This is a genomic window from Mycobacterium sp. (genome assembly GCF_035623875.1).
Classification (GTDB): Bacteria; Actinomycetota; Actinomycetes; order Mycobacteriales; family Mycobacteriaceae; genus Mycobacterium.
In genome coordinates this window covers 12,394-30,476 of sequence record NZ_DASPSP010000283.1, presented here as the reverse complement: position 1 = coordinate 30,476, position 18,083 = coordinate 12,394, and the positions used below count along the sequence as shown (strand labels likewise).

Genomic DNA, 18,083 nt, shown 5'->3' with positions numbered 1-18,083 from the left:
TATGTATAGAGCATCACTCTCCGGCGGTGGTCTGTCAAGGAGGGCGCAGGTCCCGTCGGCTCGTCTGGTTTCGGTGCGCTGACATGCCGGAGACCCCGAGCACCCAGCCCGCGACCGCGCCCGGTTCCCAAACGCTGGCCCGGGGGCTCAATGCGCTACAGCTGGTGGCCGATGCGCCATCGGGGCTGACCGTGCAACAGGTCGCCGACGGCGTCGGCGTGCATCGGACGATCGCCTACCGTTTGCTCGCCACGCTTTCTCAGTTCCGGTTCGTCGCCAAGGGCGACGACGGGCGCTACCGGCCGGCCGCGGGCCTGGCGGTTCTCGGTGCGTCGTTCGATCGCAATGTGCGCCAGTTGAGTCTGCCGACCCTGCGCGCCCTGGCCGACGATCTCGGCACCACGGTCTCGCTGCTCGTCGCCGAGGGCGACCAGCAGGTTGCCGTCGCGGTGATCGTCCCCACCCAGGTCGCCTACCAGCTCGCCTTCCACGAGGGCAGCCGATACCCGCTGGACCGGGGAGCCGCGGGCATCGCACTGCTGGCGAGCATGCCCCCGCGCCTGGAAGAACGCGATCTCGTCGGTCGCGCCCGCGAGCAACAGTGGGTGATCACCCACGGTGAGATCGAACCGAACACCTACGGCCTGGCCGTCCCCGTGCACCGCCTGCCACCGTCGCCGCCGACGTGTATCAACCTGATTTCGCACCGGGAAGATGTGGTGATGCGAGGCAAGGACGCAGTCATCAAAGCAGCCAAGGAATTATCGGCGATCCTCAGCTGACCTCGAGCAGGAAGGAAAACGTGCTTATGCCGTCTTGGGACCACGAAGTCGACGTCGTCGTACTTGGCAGCGGCGGCGCCGCACTCACCGCCGCATTGACCGCGGCCGCCAACGGCGCTTCGGTGGCGGTCTACGAGAAAGCCGCGACCGTCGGTGGCACCACCGCCGTTTCGGGCGGCGTGGTGTGGATTCCCGCGCATAATCGTTCGCCCGACGGCGAGTTGACAGTGGATGACGCGCTGAGGTATCTCGACGCGCAGTCATTCGGCTCGATGGACGCGGCGCTGGTCGAGACGTTTGTGCGAACCGGGCCGGCCATGCTCGACTTCGTGGAGGCGCACAGCGGTTTGCATTTCGAAATCGCGCATGGTTTCCCGGATTACAAACCCGAGTTGCCGGGCGGCCGCCCGGGCGGCGGACGATCGCTGACCGCTGCTCCTTTCGATCTCGCCCGGCTGGGCGAGTGGCGGGATCGGATCACGTCGTTCCCCGCGGACTGGTCCAACGTCGGTTTCGACGCTGAGACCCGGGCGAGGCTGCACGCGGCGGTCGATGAGAGCACAACAGACCTGTGTGTGGCAGGCACTGCGCTGATTGCCGGTCTGCTCAAGGGATTGCTGGACTCCGGCGTGACCCCTACAACGAATGCCCGGGCCGACGAGCTTTATACCGAAAACGGAGAGATCGTCGGGGTCCGGGTCAGCTGCGCCGGCCAGGAGCTGGCCGTGCGTGCACGTCACGGCGTCGTCCTCGGCACCGGCGGCTTCGAATGGGATCCCGGGTTGGTGAACGCTTTTCTGCGCGGACCGATGCACGGCGCCGTCTCGCCGCCCAGCAACACCGGCGACGGATTGCGCATGGCGATGGCTCACGGCGCCGACCTGGCCAACATGGGCGAAGCGTGGTGGGTGCCGATCGTGCAGATCCCGGGCGACACGATCGACGGGAAACCACGCAGCCGCAGCGTGCGCCTGGAGCGAACGCGCCCGCGCAGCATCATCGTCAACCGGGCCGGGAAACGGTTCGTCAACGAGGCCTGCGATTACAACTCGATGGCCGGCGCCTTCCACTACCTCGACCCACGAGACGGCTACGTCAACGACCCGGCGTGGATCGTGTTCGACTCGATTCACCACAAGCACTACGGATTCCTCGGCGTTGAGCCGGATGAGCCGGTACCGGACTGGTTCTGCCCGTCGGCCGATCTGACCGAATTGGCCGCCAAAACCGGCATTGACCCCGACGGACTCAACCGCACGATCGAGGACTGGAACCGCGACGTCCTCGCTGGATCGGATCCCGACTTCGGCCGTGGCTCAAGCGCATACGACGGCTATTGGGGCGACGACCGCGCGACGACGACGGCCGGCAAGACGCTCGGCCCCGTCGATACCGCTCCCTACTACGCGGTCCCGGTCTCGATCGGTGCGATGGGAACCAAAGGCGGGCCGCGGACCGACCGCGACGGACGGGTCATGCATGTCAGCGGCGGGCCGATACCGGGTCTGTTCGCCGCCGGCAACGCGATGGGCGGCGTAACCGGCCGCGCCTACGGCGGCGCCGGCGGAACCATCGGCCCGGCAATGGTTTTCGGCTTCCGCGCTGGCTATTCCGCGGCGACCGGCAAACCGGTTGATTAGCTAGCTGACGCCTAGGTAAAGGCCTGCGTGATGGCTGCCATGTCGAAGTAGTCACGCCACGTCGCGATCTTGTCGTTCTGCACCTCGAACACACCCATCACCGGCAACGGAACTTCTCCGCCGTCCTTGCGGCGCATCACGTCGGTGCGTTCGTTCATCACCACCGTGCCGTCGCTGACCTGTCGGTGCACGTTGAAGTCGATGCCGTCGACGACGGCCACGAATCCCGCGATGAATTGCTGGATCGCCTCGCGACCCTGCACCGGCTCCATGGGGATGTTGTGGTAGACGGCGTCTTCGGTGAAATAGCCGGCCAGCTCCTCCGGGTTGGGAGACGACCACAGCTTGCAGAATTCGGTTACCAGCTCATCGGCGGAACGCGTCATGGGTTCATGGAACACGTTGATAAGCAGCAAATCAAGACCACGTCGTCAGCTGAACGTGACCACTACCTTGGCGGCGGCGCCGGGCGTGGTGGCCATCCGCAGCGCCTCCGCGACGTCGTCGAAAGGCAGGGTGTGGCTGACGATGACGGCATACTGTTTCCAGTTGGCGATGATGTCTTCGGTGACGTCGAAGATTTCCTTTGGGTAGCCCATCGACCCGACGATGGTGACTTCATTGCTCATGATGTTGAGAAAGTCGACCGGTACCGGTTCTTTGTGGACGGCGACAACCGCGACCTTGGCTCCCGTCTTCGCGGCTGTCAAGGCGGTGTTGATCACCGCGGGTGCGCCCGCGGCGTCCAGGTAGATGTCGGTGCCTGCCTTGCCCGGGAACATCGACTCGCCTGGTCCGTGGATATCGATCAGGCGTTGCGCAACGTCTTCGTCGGCGGAGTTGATGACCGCGTCGGCTCCCACTTTGAGGGCTTTTTCCAGCCGTGACTGGATCAAGTCGACCACTGTGACGTGTTGTACGCCAGCTGATTTGAATCCGATAGTCGCGCCGAGTCCGATCGGGCCCGCGCCGAAGACCACGACCTTGTCCGAAGGTTTCGGCGCCACCTGGTTAACGCCATGTCGCGCAACAGCCATCGGCTCGTTCAGCGCCGCCACTTCGAACGGGATGTGATCGGGCACGACCTCGAGACTTCTGCCGCGGACAGCGTCCTCGATGAGCAGATAGTCGGCGAGCGCACCGGTGGGACCGCCGTTGCCGATGATGCCACTCGGCGCGGCCATCGGGTTGATGACGACATGATCGCCCACGGATATGCCGGTGACGTCTCGACCGACTTCGACGACTTCGCCCGCGGGCTCATGGCCGAGCGGCATCCGGCCCTGCCGCGGCGGCACGCCGCCCAACGAGATGTACAACGCGTCCGACCCGCAGATACCGCAGGCCCGCATCCTCACCAAGACATCGCTGGGACCAGTCGTGGGCTTCGGTAGCTCGATGATTTGCGTCTCTCCCGGCGCCGTCACGATGGAGGCTCTCATCGATCGGCGAGTGCCTTGGCGAGATCGATTGTGCCGGTTTGGATCGCGGCGACGACTCCGCCGTCGACCAACAGGTCGGTGCCGGTAATGAACGCGGCCGACGGCCCGAGCAGAAACTCGGTGGCGGCGGCAATGTCCTCGGGTGTCCCAAGACGTCGCAGACCGGAGTTGTCGACCATGGCTCGCATCAGTGCGCCGGATTCACTGCTCAGCTCCAATCGGCCCATCGCGGTGGAGATGACGCCCGGGCTGATGCAATTGATCCGCGCACCACGCTCGCCCCAGGATCCGGCTGCGGCGGCAACCCGGATTTGGTTGGCCCGCTTGGCGAATGGGTACGCCATCCGACTGTCGGTGATCTTGGAGCACGCTTCGAGGCCGAGCAGCTCGTCGGTCGGCGCGGTCGCCAGCTGCTGCTCGACCGCGGGATCAAGCGCTGGCTGCATGTGGCCGGCCATGCTGGCGATGACGACCGCGGCGCCGCCGGGCTCGATCACCCGGCCGAACTCGTCGATCGTCAGCGCGACCCCCAGCAGGTCGACCGCCATAACCGCCTCAGCGGATGCCTGTTGCGGCGAAAGTCCCGCGGTATGAACAACAGCCGTGACACGGCCGGCCTCACCGGCCATCTCCGCAACGGCGGCCACTGAACCGCGGGAGGTGACGTCGACTTCTCGGGTCAGCACCCGATGCCCGTCGTTACCGAGTGCATCCGCGGCGGTCTTCAGACCCGCGGCATTCAGGTCAGCCAGCAGGATCGTTCGTCCAGCTCCGACGCGACGGGCGATCGACAGCCCCATCCCGCCGACACCGATGATGACCAAAACGTCGTTGCTCATTGATCGGCACAGTAGCCGATCGGCAACAGCACGGCAATGCCGGTCGTCTAGTCTCTTGCTGTGGTCTCTGCACGGTCCGCCATTCGGTTCAGCACCATCACCCGCACCGCCGCCCAGACCCGCGTCCTCGACGCCGCCTTCAATTTGATTGCGCAGCACGGAGTCAGCGGGACGTCACTGCAGATGATCGCCGACGAGATCGGGGTCACGAAGGCCGCCGTCTACCGGCAGTTCAAATCCAAAGACGACATCGTCATCGCGCTCACCGAACGAGAACTCGGCGGGCTCGAGCCTGCTTTGGAGGCGGCCGAAGCGGAAAAGTCCGCGATACGAGCGCGAGAGCTGCTGCTGGGCAAGGTGATTGATATCGCCGTCGCGCGCCGCCGGATGATGAGCGTGCTGCAGTTCGACCCGGTGATCGTGCGCTTTCTCGCTGAACATCAACCGTTCCAGCAGTTCGTCAGCCGGCTTTATGCGGTGCTGCTCGGTGACACCGGCCCGGTGGGGCGCGTTCCGGCAGCGATGCTGTCGGGAGCAATCTCAGCCGGCGTCATGCATCCATTGGTTGCCGGCATCGACGACGAGACCCTGCGCGCCGATCTGCTGCGCACGACACGGCGCATCCTCAACCTGCCGGCGCGGTAAACCCGCTCGCCGCCCCGGGGGTCAGTAACTGTTCGGCCGCGGTGTACGGATCGTCGCGGCCATCGGCCACCGATTCGGCGAGCCGATCCAGGTCCGGGTGAGTGCGCAGCAGGGTTTGCGCCAGCGACAGGATCTGGGCCCGCGCGCGAGCGGACCGGCGATCGCGGCTGTCGGCGCGGTGATGGGCGTCGATCGCCTCCATCAATTCCGAGAGCCCTTCGCCTTTGGCGGCAATCAGGCTGATGATCGGAGCTTTGGTCTCGGCGCGAAGGTCGCGGACGGTCTGCTCGGCGCCTTCCCGGTCGGCCTTGTTCACCGCCACGATGTCGGCGACCTCGAGCAGACCCGCCTTGGCGGCCTGCACCGCGTCGCCGGCACCGGGGTTGAGGATGACCACGGTCGGGTCGGCGACCGCGGCGATCTCGATCTCGGACTGCCCCACCCCGACGGTTTCCAGCAGGATCACGTCGTAGCTCAGCGCCCCGAGCAGTCGGATGGCTGCGGGAACGGCCGCGGCCAGCCCGCCCAGATGACCCCGGGTGGCCACCGAGCGGATCAGCACATCGGGGTCGTTGATGTGCGCGGCCATCCGGATTCGGTCGCCGAGCAGCGCACCGCCGCTGAATGGCGACGATGGGTCGACGGCAAGCACCGCCACCCGCAACTCGCGCTGGCGGTACGCCCCCACCAACGCCGCGATCGTCGTCGATTTACCAGCGCCCGGTGGGCCGGTGATTCCGACCACGAGCACCGACGACGGACCGAGGCTGGCCAGCACCTCGTCGCGACGCTCACCTTCGACCAGGCTGAGCAACCGGCCTGCGGCCCGCGGGGAACCGCCACGCGCGGCCGCGATCAGTTCAGCGATCGTCATTTAACGATCATGCAGCCGGAACCTCGATGACCGTAGCCGAACCCATGCCGCCGCCGTGTGCGCCTCGAGCGTCACGCCAGCGCAGCAGTCGCCGCCGAACGCCACTCGGGCGTGACTAACGGCGGCCGGTCAGTTCTTCCCGGCTGCCAACTTGGTCACGATCGAGCGGAAGTCCTCGGTCTGGAAGGACTGGTTCTCGGCGGACAGCGCGTAGTCGAGCGTGGCCAGCACGGCGCGCTCGAGATGCACGTTGAGGACGCGTTTGGTGCTTTCGACCGCCTGCTGCGGCAGTTCGAGAATCTTTTTCGCGGCCTTCACTGCCTCGGCGACCGGATCGGCCACCACGTGGTTGGCCAGGCCGAGTTCGACCGCCCGCTCGGCGGGGATCCGGGTGCCGGTCAGCGCATACTCCTTGGCCAACAGCAGGCTGATGTGCAACGGCCAGGTCAGCGGTCCGCCGTCAGCAGCCACCAAGCCCACCTGGACGTGCGGGTCGGCCAGATACGCGTCTTCGGCGATGTAGACGATGTCGCTGAGCGCGACCAGGCTGCACCCCAGCCCGACGGCCGGGCCGTTGACCGCTGCCACCACCGGCACCCGGCAGCGGGCCATGCCCAGGACGATCTCGCGCCCGTCGGCGATGGTCTTCGCCCGCAGGTCGGCGTCACCCGCCAATTCGGCGAGGTAGGCGAAGTCACCGCCGGCCGAAAAGGCGCGGCCTGCACCGGTTATCACCGCGGCACGGGCACCGCGATCGTCGCTCATCCGCTGCCACAACTTCGCAAGCCCGTGGTGCAGGTCGTCGTTGACCGAGTTGAGCGAATCGGGCCGGTTCAGCGTGATGATCCGCAGCGGCCCGTCGGCCTGAACGTCGATTTCGGTCGGCATGTCGTACACGTCAGGCTCCCAATCCCAAGATTCGTGAGGCGATGATGTTTTTCTGGATCTGCGATGTCCCGCCCATCACGCTTTGGGCGCGGCTGTAGAGGTAGGCGCTGAGCAGGCCGGGGTCGTCGATGCCGGCGACAGCCAGCGCGGCGTGGCCGACCGACTGCTCGACCCAGGTCATCAGCAACTTGTCCAGCGATCCGTCCGACGTGTGCGTCACGCCGTCGAGTTGTTCGGACAACCGCCGCCGGACATGATGGGTCAGCATCTCGGTCTGCACTGCGGCCCAAGCTAATTCGGGAGACGCGGGACCGTCGGTGCGCGCGGCCAGCTGACGCACCAGCTTGCCGTAGCGAGCCGCGTAGCCCAGCGTGGAGGGTTCGCGTTCGTGGCCGACCACCGTCATGGCCAGCGGCCAGCCCTCGCCCGGTGCGCCCACCATGTGCTCGGCCGGCACCGTCGCGCCGTCGAAGAACACTTGCCCGAATTCGGTGGTGACGCCGTTGATCATCCGCAGCGGACGCTGTTGCACGCCAGGCTGTTTCATCGAGATGATGAACGCCGAAATGCCGCGGTGGCGCTTGGCGTCCGGATCGGTGCGGGCCAACAGCAAACACCAGTCGGCGACATCGGAGTAGCTGGTCCAAATCTTGTGTCCCTGGATGACATAGTTGTCACCGTCGCGGGTGGCGGTAGTGGTCAGCGACGCGAGGTCCGAGCCGGAGCCGGGCTCGCTGAAGCCCTGACACCAGCGCTCAGTGCCGTTGATCATGCCGGGCAAGAACCGGTGGCACAGCTCCTTGCTGCCGTGTCGGGTCAGGCCAGAGACCAGGTAGCCCAGGCTGGGCCGGGGCGGAGCACCGGCCCGCGCCAGCTCTTCGTCGAGGATGACGTCGTAGACCGGCGCCAGCTCCTGTCCGCCGTACTCGCGCGGCCAAGACAACCCGAAGAAGCCGCCCTCATACAGCGCCCGATGCCATTCGCCCTGCCGAGCCCAGTACTCGTCGCCCGAGCTTGGAAACTCCTTGGCGTGCAACGCAAGCCAGGAGCGCAGCCGGTCACGGAAGGCGGCTTCGTCGGCCGAATCACGAAAATCCAACGTCGATCTCCTCCAGCTTGACGGGCCACAGTTCGGTCGATGTCAGCGCACGCCGTAGGTAGACATGCGCCAGACACTCCCAGGTATTGCCGATGCCGCCGTGCACCTGGATGGCGGTCTCGCACACCGTTCGCGCGGTACGAGCGCAGTAGATCTTGGCCACTCGAGCAGCCCGGATCGCCTCGGCCGGCGCTAGCTCGTCGACCGCCCAGGCAGCATGTCGCAGCACGCTCACCGAACCCTCGATCAGCGCCAGGCTTTCCGCGAGCAGGTGCGCGATGGCTTGATAGGAGCCGATCGAACTACCGTATTGCTCACGGATTTTCGCGTAATCACAAGCTAGGGTGTGTGCACCTCGAGCCGTTCCGACCAGGTCCGCCGACGTGGTGGCCAAGGCAAGTGCCAGCCACCGCCCGGCCCCGTCGGAGTCCACCTCACCGACGGCGCCCGCCGTTCCGGCGACATCGGCGGTGGACCTGGTCAGATCTACGGCCTCGCCGGCCGCGCCCAGCTCGGCGGCCAGCACCGTCGTCCCGTAGAGCGCCAACGCCCGCTGATAACCCCGAGCGTCGATACCGTGACCGCCCACGGCGATCGTGCACCCAGCGCCGTCGCGGCCGATGTGCCGGGCCAGGTCGTCGGCCAGCACCGGACCGAGAAACGGCGCGTCCACCAATCCGCGGCCGAATTCCTCGGCGACGATGGCCACTTCCACGCCGGTGGCCCCGTCGGACCGCAGCGATCGCCAACCGGTTATCTCGATTTGCTTGTCCAACCGGGCAATTCGATCGTTATCGGCAAGATCCTGCACCGACCCCGGGCCCAGGTCGTCGGCCAGCTTGGCCGCGGCGTCGCGCAGTTGCTGTTGTTCAGCTGTCAGACGTACATCCATAACGCTCCTTCAAAACTCGGCGTAGCACCTTTCCGGAAGGCAGCCGAGGTATTTCGGGCACGAACACCACACGGCTCAGGCTTTTGTACGACGCGAGCCGCTCACCCACCCGGGCAGTGAGTTCGGCGGCGTCGACCGGTGCCCGCGTCGCGACGGCGGCGACCACCGACTCCCCGTCGACGCTGTCCGGGATGCCGAACACCGCGCAGTCTTCGACGGCCGGATGAGCGTGCAAGACAGCCTCGATCTCGGCAGGCGCAACCTGGAAGCCGCGGACCTTGATCATCTCTTTGGACCTATCGGTGATCCGCAGCCAGCCTCCGGTGTCGAGATATCCGACATCGCCGGTGCGATACCAGCCGTCGCACAAGGCATCTCGCGTCGCCCCGGGCGGCAGATAGCCGGCCATCAGCGACTCCGACCGCGCCTGGATCTCGCCGACCTCACCCGGGTCGACCGGCTCGCCGTTCTGTAGCGACACCACCCGTACTTGCACGCCTGGCACCGGCCGCCCAACGGAGTCGAGCCGGGCGCCGTCAAGCGGGTTGCAGGCGATGACCGGCAGCTCGGTAGTCCCGTATGCCGGAAGCCAACCGATGCCGGTGCGCCGGGTGACGGTTTGGGCGACGCTCTCGCTGACCGGCGTCGCGCCCCACATGATGAACCGCAACGACGAGAGGTCGTAGGACTCGAGGCACGGATGCGAGGCGATGGCCAGCGCGATGGGCGCAACGGCCATCTCAACGGTGATCCGGTCGGTTTGGATGTGCTGCAGGACTCGGTCGATGTCGAATCGGCGATGCAACCGCATCCATACCCCGGTCTGCAGCGCCGTCTCGATGTTGAGCAAGCCGAGAATGTGCGACGGCGGGGTGGCGATCTGGATTCGGTCGCGCAAGGTCAAGCCCAGCGCGTCACGCCAATGTCGGACGGCGGCGCGCAGCGACGTGTGGGTATGCCGCACAGCCTTGGGCAGGCCGGTGGTGCCCGAGCTGAACGCCAACACTGCATCCGCATCCGGCGGCGGCGTGCCGAACGCCGGTTCACCCGGCGCGATCGGCTCGTCGAGATGCAGCATCGGCATCAGTTCCGAGAGCAGTTCATGGTCGCCGACGGCATGGGACGGATTCGTCAACGCCAGCGCATGCTTGACTTCGTCGCGCTTCCAGGCGGGGCTGATCAGCACGACGGCCGCGGCCAGCCGCCAGATCGCGTGCAGCGCCACGACGAACTCCGGGCGATTGGACGCCATCAACGCCACCCGGTCACCGGCCGTCACGCCACGCCCGTGCAGGCCCGCCGCAAGCCCGTCAGCCAGCGCGCCCAGCTGCCCGAGGCTGTACTGCCGGTCGTCGAACACGAGCGCGGTCGGCTCACGCGGCGGCGCCAACCCGCGCTGCGACATGGAGGACATTGAGAACATCCTATCGTTTTGAGAGAATAGTATTCTCTGAGATGAAGAACGCAAAGTGTGGAGGGTGCAGGCATGACGGAACGCCACGTGTTCCAGCAGGCCACGGTGACCCGGATCATCAAGGAGACGGCCGACACCCGCACATTTGTGCTCGACCCGCACGAGCAACCGTTCCCCTATCGCGCCGGACAGTTCTGCACGTTCCATGTGACCGTCGACGGCGAGGAGCTGTATCGGTCCTATTCGATGTCGAGTGCGCCGGAAACCGATAGCGAGCTGATGACCACGGTCAAGCGGGTGGCCGGCGGCAAGGTTTCCAATTGGATGGTCGACAACGTGGTCGAGGGTGACGAGCTGACCATGACCAGGGCCGCGGGCACCTTCGTCCTGAGCCCGGCAACGGCCCCAGCGGTGCCGTTGCTGGCCTTTGCCGGCGGTAGCGGCGTGACGCCGATCCTGTCGCTGGCCAAGAGCGCATTGGCGACCACCGACCGGGCGGTGCGGATACTGTGCGCCGACCGCGACCGGGCGTCGGTGATCTTCGAGGCGGTCATCGACGAACTCGTCGAGCGTTACCCCGGCCGGCTGTCGGTGGACCGTCATATCGACGCCGAGCAGGGGTTGTTGGCTGCGGATGCCGTGGCGAAGTTCGTTGGCAGCGATACCGATGCCGAATGCTATGTATGCGGCCCGGAAGGATTCATGGCCGTGGTGCGCTCCGCGCTGCCAGCCGGCGCGCGAGTCCTCGTCGAGGACTTCGACGCGTCACCGCCGGTGAAGGCGGCCCCAGCCCAGGTCGCCGACCGACCCGACCCTGGTGCAGCCGGTGGCACCGTGACGATCCACCTTGAGCGCAAGAAGGTGTCGGTACCGCAGGTCGCCGGCGAGACGCTGCTGGAGACCGCGCGGCGGGCCGGGCTGTCGCCGCCGTTCAGTTGTGAGGCCGGAAACTGCGGGACGTGCATGGCCAGGCTCACCGAGGGCACTGCCACCATGCGCACCAACGACGTGCTGGAAGAAGACGAGCTCGCCGACGGTTATATCTTGACGTGTCAGGCGGTGCCCGACACAACGTCGGTGGCAGTGGTTTACGAGTAGCCCCGCACTGCAGCGATGTTAGGGAAAACCGGGCTGGAACGGAATCTCAACCATGACCGACCTTTCAGCCTTCGCTGATCTCGCCGCCGCCGACCATGGGCTTGTCACATTCACCACGACGCGCGCCGACGGGAGTGTCCAGGCATCGGTCGTCAACGCCGGTGTTATGCAGCACCCGCTGACGAATGCGCCGATCGTCGCGCTCGTGGCTATCGGGGGCACCCGCAAGCTGGCCAACTTGCGCGCCGATCCGCGAACCGCGGTGGTGGCCCGCACCGGTTGGCAGTGGGCGACCGTCGAGGGTTCCGCGCAGCTGATCGGACCCGACGATCCGCACCCCGATGTCGATGACGAGCGGCTCCGGATCCTGCTCCGCGAGGTCTTCACCGCGGCAGGCGGTACCCACGACGACTGGGACACCTACGACCGGGTGATGCGTGAACAACGTCGCACCGCTGTGCTGATCTCACCCACCCGCGTCTACACCAACCCAACGCAGGGCTAGCCGAGAACGAAGTAGTGGCCTTGGTCGAGATCCTCGATGAGCCCGGGTCCTTCGGGATGCCAGTCCAACAGCTTCTGCGTTAGGGCGCTCGACGTCGGATTGTCGAGCATCCCGAAGACGGAAAGGAATCCGAAGTGCTCACCCGCTTCTTCATGGGAAATGCTCTGCACCGGCAGGTTCAGGTGACGGCCGATGACGGCGGCGATGTCGCGGAACGGCACACCCTCGTCGGCGACACCGTGCAACCGGGTGCCCGCGGGAGCCTCCTCGAGCGCGAGCCGGTATAGGTGCGCGGCGTCGAGCGTGTGGACGCCGGGCCATCGGTTGGTGCCATCGCCGATGTATGCCGAGACGCCTTTTTCGCGGGCAATGTCGATCAGGCGGTGGGCGAAGCCGTGATGATCCAGTGTGCTGTGCACCAGCGGGGACAGCCGGATGACCGACGATCGCACGCCACGTTCGGCCAGCCCGACGGTCGCGTTCTCTGAGTCGATCCGCGGACCGCTTTCGGCGGCGTCGTTTTCGGTCGCGGTCCGTCCCTGCGCGATTCCCGCCAGCGACAGCGTTCCCGACGTGTTGACCAGGGGTCGGTCGGAGCCGGCCAGCACCTCACCCATTGCCTGCACCGCGCGCAGGTCGGTCTCGGCGGCGCCGACAAAGTCGTTATCGAAGTCGTGCCGGTAGGCCAGATGGATGACGCCGTCGGACGCCGCGGCAGCGGCCCGCAGGCCGTCGAGGTCGTCAAGGTCGCCGCGGCGTACATCGGCGCCCTTGGCCGTCAACGCGGCGGCGGACTGGTCCGAGCGGGCCAGCCCGATGACGTGGTGGCCGGCTTCGAGGAGTTTGGTGACAACGGCGGAACCGATGTGCCCGGTCGCGCCGGTGACAAAGACGTGCATGGAATATCCCTTCCTGGTCGATGTCATCAAGTCAACGACGGCCCTACCAAACCTGTCCAAGTCCTATTCCATATGATGCGATGCAATTTAGGCATCACCGCAGTTCACAAAGATTATGTGCGGCTACGGTGTTAGCTCAGGTGGCTATACTTCGTGCATGACTGAATCGGCATCGCCGGTGGTGGATCTCGACCTGCGGCTGGTCGGTTACTTCGTCGTGGTGGCCGAGCACCGACATTTCGGTCGCGCGGCCACCGCCCTGCGCGTCGCCCAGCCTTCGCTGAGCCGGCAGATCCGGCGCCTGGAGCAGCAGTTGGGTGTGCGCCTGTTGGATCGCACGCCGCAAGGCACCCGGCTGACCGAGGCCGGCGAGGTGTTCCTGCCACGCGGGAAGGCGCTGCTGCGCTCGGCATCGCAGGCCACAGCACAGGCCCGCGCGGCGGCCCAGCCCAGCCGCATCACGGTCGGCTATACGTCGGGCCTGATCGTCACCCCGGCGGTGCGCGAGATGCGCCGCGAGCACCCGGACGCCGAAGTGCAAGTCTTGCACCTGGATTGGGACCAAGCGCGGGACGCGCTACTTGACCATCGAGTCGACGCGGTGGTGACCCGGCTGCCTTTTCCGACCGACCGCCTGCACGTGACGATCCTCTATGACGAGCCCCGGGTGCTGGCGGTGTCGTCCGATCATCGCCTGGCCGGTAGGCGATCGGTCACCCTCGAGGACATCGCGGACGAACCCATCCCACGTGTGCGTGGCTCCGATCCGACCTGGAGTGCCTTCTGGCGGGTCGATCCGCGCCCCGACGGGCGCCGCGCACCGGATGGTCCGTTCATCGAGGCGCTGGAAGACAAGTTCGAAGTCATTGCCGCCGGGCAGGCGGTGGCTATCACGGCCGGCTTTCACGGCAACAGCCTGCGTCCCGACATCGTCACAGTCCCGTTGGAGGGTGTCGAACCCAGCCACGTCGTATTGGCCAGTCGGGCCGATGATCGCAGCCGATTGCTGGCGGCTTTCCGCAAACTGGCCGAAGCGCACCTCACCCCGCCGGGCTGATCTCAGTCGTCGGCGAGCTTCGGCGGCGGGCGGTAGTCGGGCTGGTAGTCGTCGACCCGGATCGGATTGCCGACCAGGCGGAAATCGCCTGCGGTGACCACGATTTCCGGTGTCGCCTCCAACGCTTCGGGCAAGGTCCGCACCGCGGCCGCAGGCACCCCGAGCGGACGAAGGCGGGATTCCCAATTGGCGGCGGTATCTGTCGCCAGGGTGGCAGTGACGACGGCGAGCACCTCGTCGCGCCGGGCGACCCTTTCCGCCATCCGTTCTAATCCGTCGATACCCGCCTCGGCGGCGAAGGATTTCCAGAAGCCGTCGTGCGTGATGAACAGCGCGAGGTATCCGTCGGCGGTCGGGAAGAGCTGGGCCGGAACGTAATACGAGTGGGCGCCGTTGTGCCTGCGCGTCGGCTCGACACCGTCGTTGAGGTAGGCGGAGGCGTGGTAGTTGAGCTGCGAGAGCATCACGTCGCGTAGCGACACATCAACTTGTCCACCGGTGCCGGAGATGATCTTGGCCAGAAGCCCAAGCGCCGCAGACATTCCGGTGGAATTGTCGGCCGATGAATAGCCGGGCAGCGTGGGCGGTCCGTCCGGATCGCCGGTCAATGCCGCGATACCGAAACCCGCCTGAACCACGTAGTCGAAAGCCGGGTCATCGCCGCCGTACAGGCCGAAGCCGGTGATCGCCACGCAGACGATCCGCTCGTTCCAGCGTCGCAGCTGCTCATACGTCAGGCCAAGTCGCCGGATGGCCGACGGCTTCAGATTCACCAGCAGCGCGTGGGATTCCGACACCAGTTCACCCAAACGCTGCTGTCCCGTTTCGGAATTCAAGTCCAGGCAGATGCTCGACTTGTTGCGGTTGAGGCTGGCGAAGTAGCTGAGCCCGACACTGCGCGAGATCTCACCACCGGGGGGTTCGATCTTGGTCACCTCGGCACCGAGGTCAGCGAGCAGCATCGTCGCGTACGGGCCAGCGAGCATCGTGCCGACTTCGAGAATTCGTATCCCCGCCAGCGGTGCAGCGGTTGTCACCGCAGTTCCGTTGCGAGAGCGGCGATCATCTCGCGGGTGCGCTGCTTGGAGGCGATGAGCTCATCCCGGTTGTCGCCGATCGGCAGCAGCCGCACCGACAGGTCGGTGACCCCGGCGTCGGCGAACCGGCGCATCCGCGCCAAGATGGCCGCCTCGTCGCCGGCCGCGCAGATTTCGCCGACATCGCGCGCGTCGCCGTACTCCAGCAGTCGCTGATAGTTGGGCGAGACCTCGGCTTCGCCCAGGATCCGGTTGGCGCGCTCGCGAGCCGCGTCGACTTCGTTTGCCGCACACAGGCAAACGGGTATTCCGGCGACGATTCGCGGCGCTGAGCGGCCCGCGTTGTCGGCGGCCTTGGTGATCCGCGGGACCACGTGCTCGGCGACAGCCCGCTCGTCGGCCATCCACAGCACGGTGCCGTCGGCCCGCTCCCCGGCCAGCGTCAGCATCACCGGGCCCAGCGCCGCGACGAACACCGGCAGCGGCGCCACCGGGCCGAGATCCAGTGGATTGTGCACGGTGAAAGTCTCGTTCTCCACGTCCACCGGCCCCGGCCCGTTCAGCGCGGCGTGCAGCACTTCCAGATAATCGCGGGTGTAGGCGGCAGGGCGCGCGTAGGACAATCCGAGCATGTCGCGGATGATCCAGTGATGCGATGGCCCCACCCCGAGCGCCAGCCGACCTCCTGCGGCGGCATGCACGGATAACGCTTGGCGCGCCAACGCAATCGGGTGCTGCGCTTGTAGCGGCACGACCGCCGTGCCCAGCTCGATGCGGGTGGTGCGGGTGGCCATCAGTGCGACGGCCGTCAGCGCGTCGAAGTCGTTGGGCACCTGGGGAATCCAAGCGGTATCCATGCCCGCGGCTTCGGCCCACTCGATGTCGGCAAGCAGTTTGGTGACCTTGCGCGCGGAATCGCCACGCTCCGCGCCGATCATTACTCCGAGGCGCACGGTTCCTCCACTGTGGGTTGGGGACTGCCGGTCAGCGTGCGGATCTCCCGCACCAGAACATCCAGCGGGGTCCCGGTCGGAAACACCGCTGCCGCCCCGGCGGCCAACAGCTTGGGCACATCAGCCTCGGGTATCGTTCCGCCAACCACCACGGCGATGTCGGCGGCGTCGGCTGCACGCAACGCCTCGATCGTGCGGGCGGTCAGCGCGACATGCGCACCGGACAGAATGCTCAGCCCGACGACCGCCACATCTTCTTGTACGGCGATTGACGCGATGTCCTCAATGCGCTGCCGGATACCGGTGTAGATCACCTCAAATCCCGCGTCGCGCAGCGTGCGGGCGACGATCTTGGCGCCGCGGTCATGTCCGTCGAGACCGGGCTTGGCGACCAGGATCCGCACTGCCATTCAAAACACCACCGGCTGCTGGAATTCGCCCCAGACCGCTTTGAGCGTCGAGACCATCTCACCGACCGTGCAGTAGGCGTTTGCGCAGTCGATCAGCTTATGCATCAGATTGTCGGTTCCCTCGGCTGCACGCGACAGCGCTGCAAGGCTGGATTCTACTGCGGCAGAATCCCTTTCAGCTTTCACTTTGGAGAGCCGTTTGAGTTGGAGGTCACGTCCCTCGGCATCCAGTGCGTAGGTGACGATGTCGGGCGGCGGCTCCTCGGAGACGAACCGGTTGACCCCGACGATCGGGCGCGTGCCCGCCTCGATCTCCTGGTGGATCCGAAAGGCTTCGTCGGCGATCAGGCCTTGCAGGTAGCCGTCTTCGATGGCGCGGACCATCCCGCCGTGCTGCTCGAGATCGCGCATGATCTCGATGATGCGGGCCTCAGTGGCGTCGGTGAGAGCCTCGACGAAGTAGGAGCCGCCGAGCGGATCCGCGACGCGCGCAACACCGGTTTCGTGGGCCAGGATCTGTTGGGTGCGTAGCGCCAGCGTGGTGGACTCTTCGGTGGGCAACGCGAACGGCTCGTCCCAGGCCGCGGTGAACATCGACTGCACGCCGCCCAGTACGGCGGCCATCGCCTCGTAAGCCACCCGCACCAGGTTGTTCTGCGCCTGCGGGGCATACAGCGACGCCCCACCGCACACGCAGCCGAAGCGGAACATCGACGCCTTGTCGGTTGTGGCGCCGTAGCGTTCCCGCACGATTGTCGCCCAACGTCGCCGTCCGGCACGATATTTCGCGATCTCCTCGAAGAAATCGCCATGCGTGTAGAAGAAGAACGAGATCTGCGGTGCGAATTGGTCAATGGTCATGCGGCCGCGCTCGACCACGGTGTCGCAATAGGTAACGCCGTCGGCCAGCGTGAACGCCATCTCCTGCACCGCGTTGGCCCCGGCGTCACGGAAGTGCGCCCCGGCCACCGAGATTGCGTTGAATTTGGGAACTTCGGCCGCGCAGAACTCGATGGTGTCGGCGATCAAACGCAGCGACGGCTCGGGCGGCCAGATCCAGGTGCCGCGCGAGGCGTATTCCTTGAGGATGTCATTCTGGATGGTCCCGGTGAGCTTGGCGCGCGGCACGCCTTTACGCTCAGCGGCCGCCACGTAGAACGCCAGCAGGATCGCAGCGGTGCCGTTGATCGTGAGGCTGGTGCTGATCTTGTCCAACGGAATGCCGTCAAACAGGATCTCGGCGTCGGCCAGGGTGTCGATCGCGACGCCGACCCGGCCGACCTCCTCACCGAACTCCGGATCGTCGGAGTCGTATCCACACTGGGTGGGCAGGTCGAGCGCCACCGATAACCCGGTCCCGCCCTGTTCCAGCAGGTAGCGGTAACGGCGGTTGGATTCCTCGACGGTGCCGAACCCGGAGTACTGCCTAAACGTCCACAGCTTGCCTCGATAGCCGCTGCCGAAGTTGCCCCGGGTAAACGGGTAGACGCCCGGTGGCGGCGGCTCGGTACTCCTATCCCCCGGCCCGTACACGGGCTCCAGCGGGATGCCGGATGAGGTTTCGGTGTGGTTATCCATCGACTGATAACGTACTTGCAAAAAAAGAGAA

Annotated in this window: 19 protein-coding genes; 6 read left to right on the top strand and 13 right to left on the bottom strand. The window is 66.2% G+C overall.

Features of this window, described 5'->3' with window-relative positions; translation table 11 throughout:
* Positions 1–83: 83 nt before the first annotated feature.
* Complete coding sequence (locus VEI45_RS22905) at positions 84–782, top strand: IclR family transcriptional regulator (protein WP_324856813.1); 699 nt, start codon at positions 84–86, stop codon at positions 780–782.
* Between the two features lie 26 nt (positions 783–808).
* Positions 809–2,422 carry an FAD-dependent oxidoreductase gene (locus VEI45_RS22900; protein WP_324856812.1) on the top strand — a complete coding sequence of 538 codons (1,614 nt, stop codon included), beginning with the start codon at positions 809–811 and terminating at the stop codon, positions 2,420–2,422.
* A gap of 11 nt (positions 2,423–2,433) precedes the next feature.
* Here the strand turns inward: VEI45_RS22900 and VEI45_RS22895 are convergent, their stop codons facing one another.
* Genes VEI45_RS22895 through VEI45_RS22885 form a run of 3 tightly spaced genes read right to left on the bottom strand, consistent with a single transcriptional unit; the run spans position 2,434 to position 4,703 of the window.
* The gene (locus VEI45_RS22895) at positions 2,434–2,808 is read right to left on the bottom strand and encodes a limonene-1,2-epoxide hydrolase family protein (protein WP_324856811.1); all 375 of its coding nucleotides are present in this window, start codon (positions 2,806–2,808) and stop codon (positions 2,434–2,436) included.
* A 45-nt stretch (positions 2,809–2,853) separates the two neighbouring features.
* Positions 2,854–3,864, bottom strand: coding sequence for a zinc-dependent alcohol dehydrogenase (locus VEI45_RS22890; RefSeq protein WP_324856810.1), 1,011 nt, complete (start codon positions 3,862–3,864; stop codon positions 2,854–2,856).
* Positions 3,861–4,703, bottom strand: coding sequence for an SDR family oxidoreductase (locus VEI45_RS22885; protein ID WP_324856809.1), 843 nt, complete (start codon positions 4,701–4,703; stop codon positions 3,861–3,863). Before VEI45_RS22885 ends, VEI45_RS22890 begins: the two co-directional genes overlap by 4 nt.
* A 60-nt stretch (positions 4,704–4,763) precedes the next feature.
* On the opposite strand from VEI45_RS22885, the gene VEI45_RS22880 reads away from it, so the two are divergent.
* Positions 4,764–5,348, top strand: coding sequence for a helix-turn-helix domain-containing protein (locus VEI45_RS22880; RefSeq protein WP_324856808.1), 585 nt, complete (start codon positions 4,764–4,766; stop codon positions 5,346–5,348).
* Here VEI45_RS22880 and meaB read toward each other — a convergent pair.
* The 5 genes from meaB to VEI45_RS22855 form a co-directional block, all read right to left on the bottom strand.
* Entirely contained in the window at positions 5,329–6,222 is an 894-nt protein-coding gene (gene meaB / locus VEI45_RS22875) for a methylmalonyl Co-A mutase-associated GTPase MeaB (RefSeq protein WP_324856807.1), read from the bottom strand. The two genes, VEI45_RS22880 and meaB, sit on opposite strands and share 20 nt — an antisense overlap.
* Before the next feature lie 129 nt (positions 6,223–6,351).
* On the bottom strand, positions 6,352–7,119 hold the full coding sequence (locus tag VEI45_RS22870; RefSeq protein ID WP_324856806.1) for an enoyl-CoA hydratase/isomerase family protein: 768 nt from the start codon (positions 7,117–7,119) through the stop codon (positions 6,352–6,354).
* Between the two features lies 1 nt (position 7,120).
* The gene (locus VEI45_RS22865; RefSeq protein ID WP_324856805.1) at positions 7,121–8,209 is read right to left on the bottom strand and encodes an acyl-CoA dehydrogenase family protein; all 1,089 of its coding nucleotides are present in this window, start codon (positions 8,207–8,209) and stop codon (positions 7,121–7,123) included.
* Positions 8,196–9,101 (bottom strand): acyl-CoA dehydrogenase family protein, encoded by a 906-nt coding sequence (locus VEI45_RS22860; RefSeq protein ID WP_324856804.1) that lies wholly within the window; start codon positions 9,099–9,101, stop codon positions 8,196–8,198. Before VEI45_RS22860 ends, VEI45_RS22865 begins: the two co-directional genes overlap by 14 nt.
* The gene (locus VEI45_RS22855) at positions 9,079–10,506 is read right to left on the bottom strand and encodes a class I adenylate-forming enzyme family protein (RefSeq protein ID WP_324856824.1); all 1,428 of its coding nucleotides are present in this window, start codon (positions 10,504–10,506) and stop codon (positions 9,079–9,081) included. Before VEI45_RS22855 ends, VEI45_RS22860 begins: the two co-directional genes overlap by 23 nt.
* A gap of 81 nt (positions 10,507–10,587) precedes the next feature.
* On the opposite strand from VEI45_RS22855, the gene VEI45_RS22850 reads away from it, so the two are divergent.
* Positions 10,588–11,613 carry a ferredoxin--NADP reductase gene (locus VEI45_RS22850; protein ID WP_324856803.1) on the top strand — a complete coding sequence of 342 codons (1,026 nt, stop codon included), beginning with the start codon at positions 10,588–10,590 and terminating at the stop codon, positions 11,611–11,613.
* 52 nt (positions 11,614–11,665) lie between these two features.
* Positions 11,666–12,118: a TIGR03618 family F420-dependent PPOX class oxidoreductase gene (locus tag VEI45_RS22845; RefSeq protein WP_324856802.1), complete on the top strand. Its 453-nt coding sequence runs from the start codon at positions 11,666–11,668 to the stop codon at positions 12,116–12,118.
* Here VEI45_RS22845 and VEI45_RS22840 read toward each other — a convergent pair.
* A complete protein-coding gene (locus VEI45_RS22840; protein WP_324856801.1) occupies positions 12,115–13,017 on the bottom strand; it encodes an SDR family oxidoreductase in 903 nt (300 codons plus the stop codon). The two genes, VEI45_RS22845 and VEI45_RS22840, sit on opposite strands and share 4 nt — an antisense overlap.
* A 157-nt stretch (positions 13,018–13,174) precedes the next feature.
* Here VEI45_RS22840 and VEI45_RS22835 point away from each other — a divergent pair, with 157 nt between their 5' ends.
* Positions 13,175–14,074: a LysR family transcriptional regulator gene (locus tag VEI45_RS22835; RefSeq protein WP_324856800.1), complete on the top strand. Its 900-nt coding sequence runs from the start codon at positions 13,175–13,177 to the stop codon at positions 14,072–14,074.
* A 2-nt stretch (positions 14,075–14,076) separates the two neighbouring features.
* Here VEI45_RS22835 and VEI45_RS22830 read toward each other — a convergent pair whose 3' ends face one another.
* Genes VEI45_RS22830 through VEI45_RS22815 form a run of 4 tightly spaced genes read right to left on the bottom strand, consistent with a single transcriptional unit; the run spans position 14,077 to position 18,052 of the window.
* Positions 14,077–15,111, bottom strand: coding sequence for a CoA transferase (locus VEI45_RS22830; RefSeq protein WP_324856799.1), 1,035 nt, complete (start codon positions 15,109–15,111; stop codon positions 14,077–14,079).
* Positions 15,108–16,064, bottom strand: coding sequence for an LLM class F420-dependent oxidoreductase (locus VEI45_RS22825; RefSeq protein ID WP_324856798.1), 957 nt, complete (start codon positions 16,062–16,064; stop codon positions 15,108–15,110). Before VEI45_RS22825 ends, VEI45_RS22830 begins: the two co-directional genes overlap by 4 nt.
* Positions 16,049–16,474, bottom strand: a complete 426-nt coding sequence (locus VEI45_RS22820) for a cobalamin-dependent protein (RefSeq protein ID WP_324856797.1) — start codon at positions 16,472–16,474, stop codon at positions 16,049–16,051. Before VEI45_RS22820 ends, VEI45_RS22825 begins: the two co-directional genes overlap by 16 nt.
* Positions 16,475–18,052: a methylmalonyl-CoA mutase family protein gene (locus tag VEI45_RS22815; RefSeq protein WP_324856796.1), complete on the bottom strand. Its 1,578-nt coding sequence runs from the start codon at positions 18,050–18,052 to the stop codon at positions 16,475–16,477.
* Between the last annotated feature and the right edge of the window lie 31 nt (positions 18,053–18,083).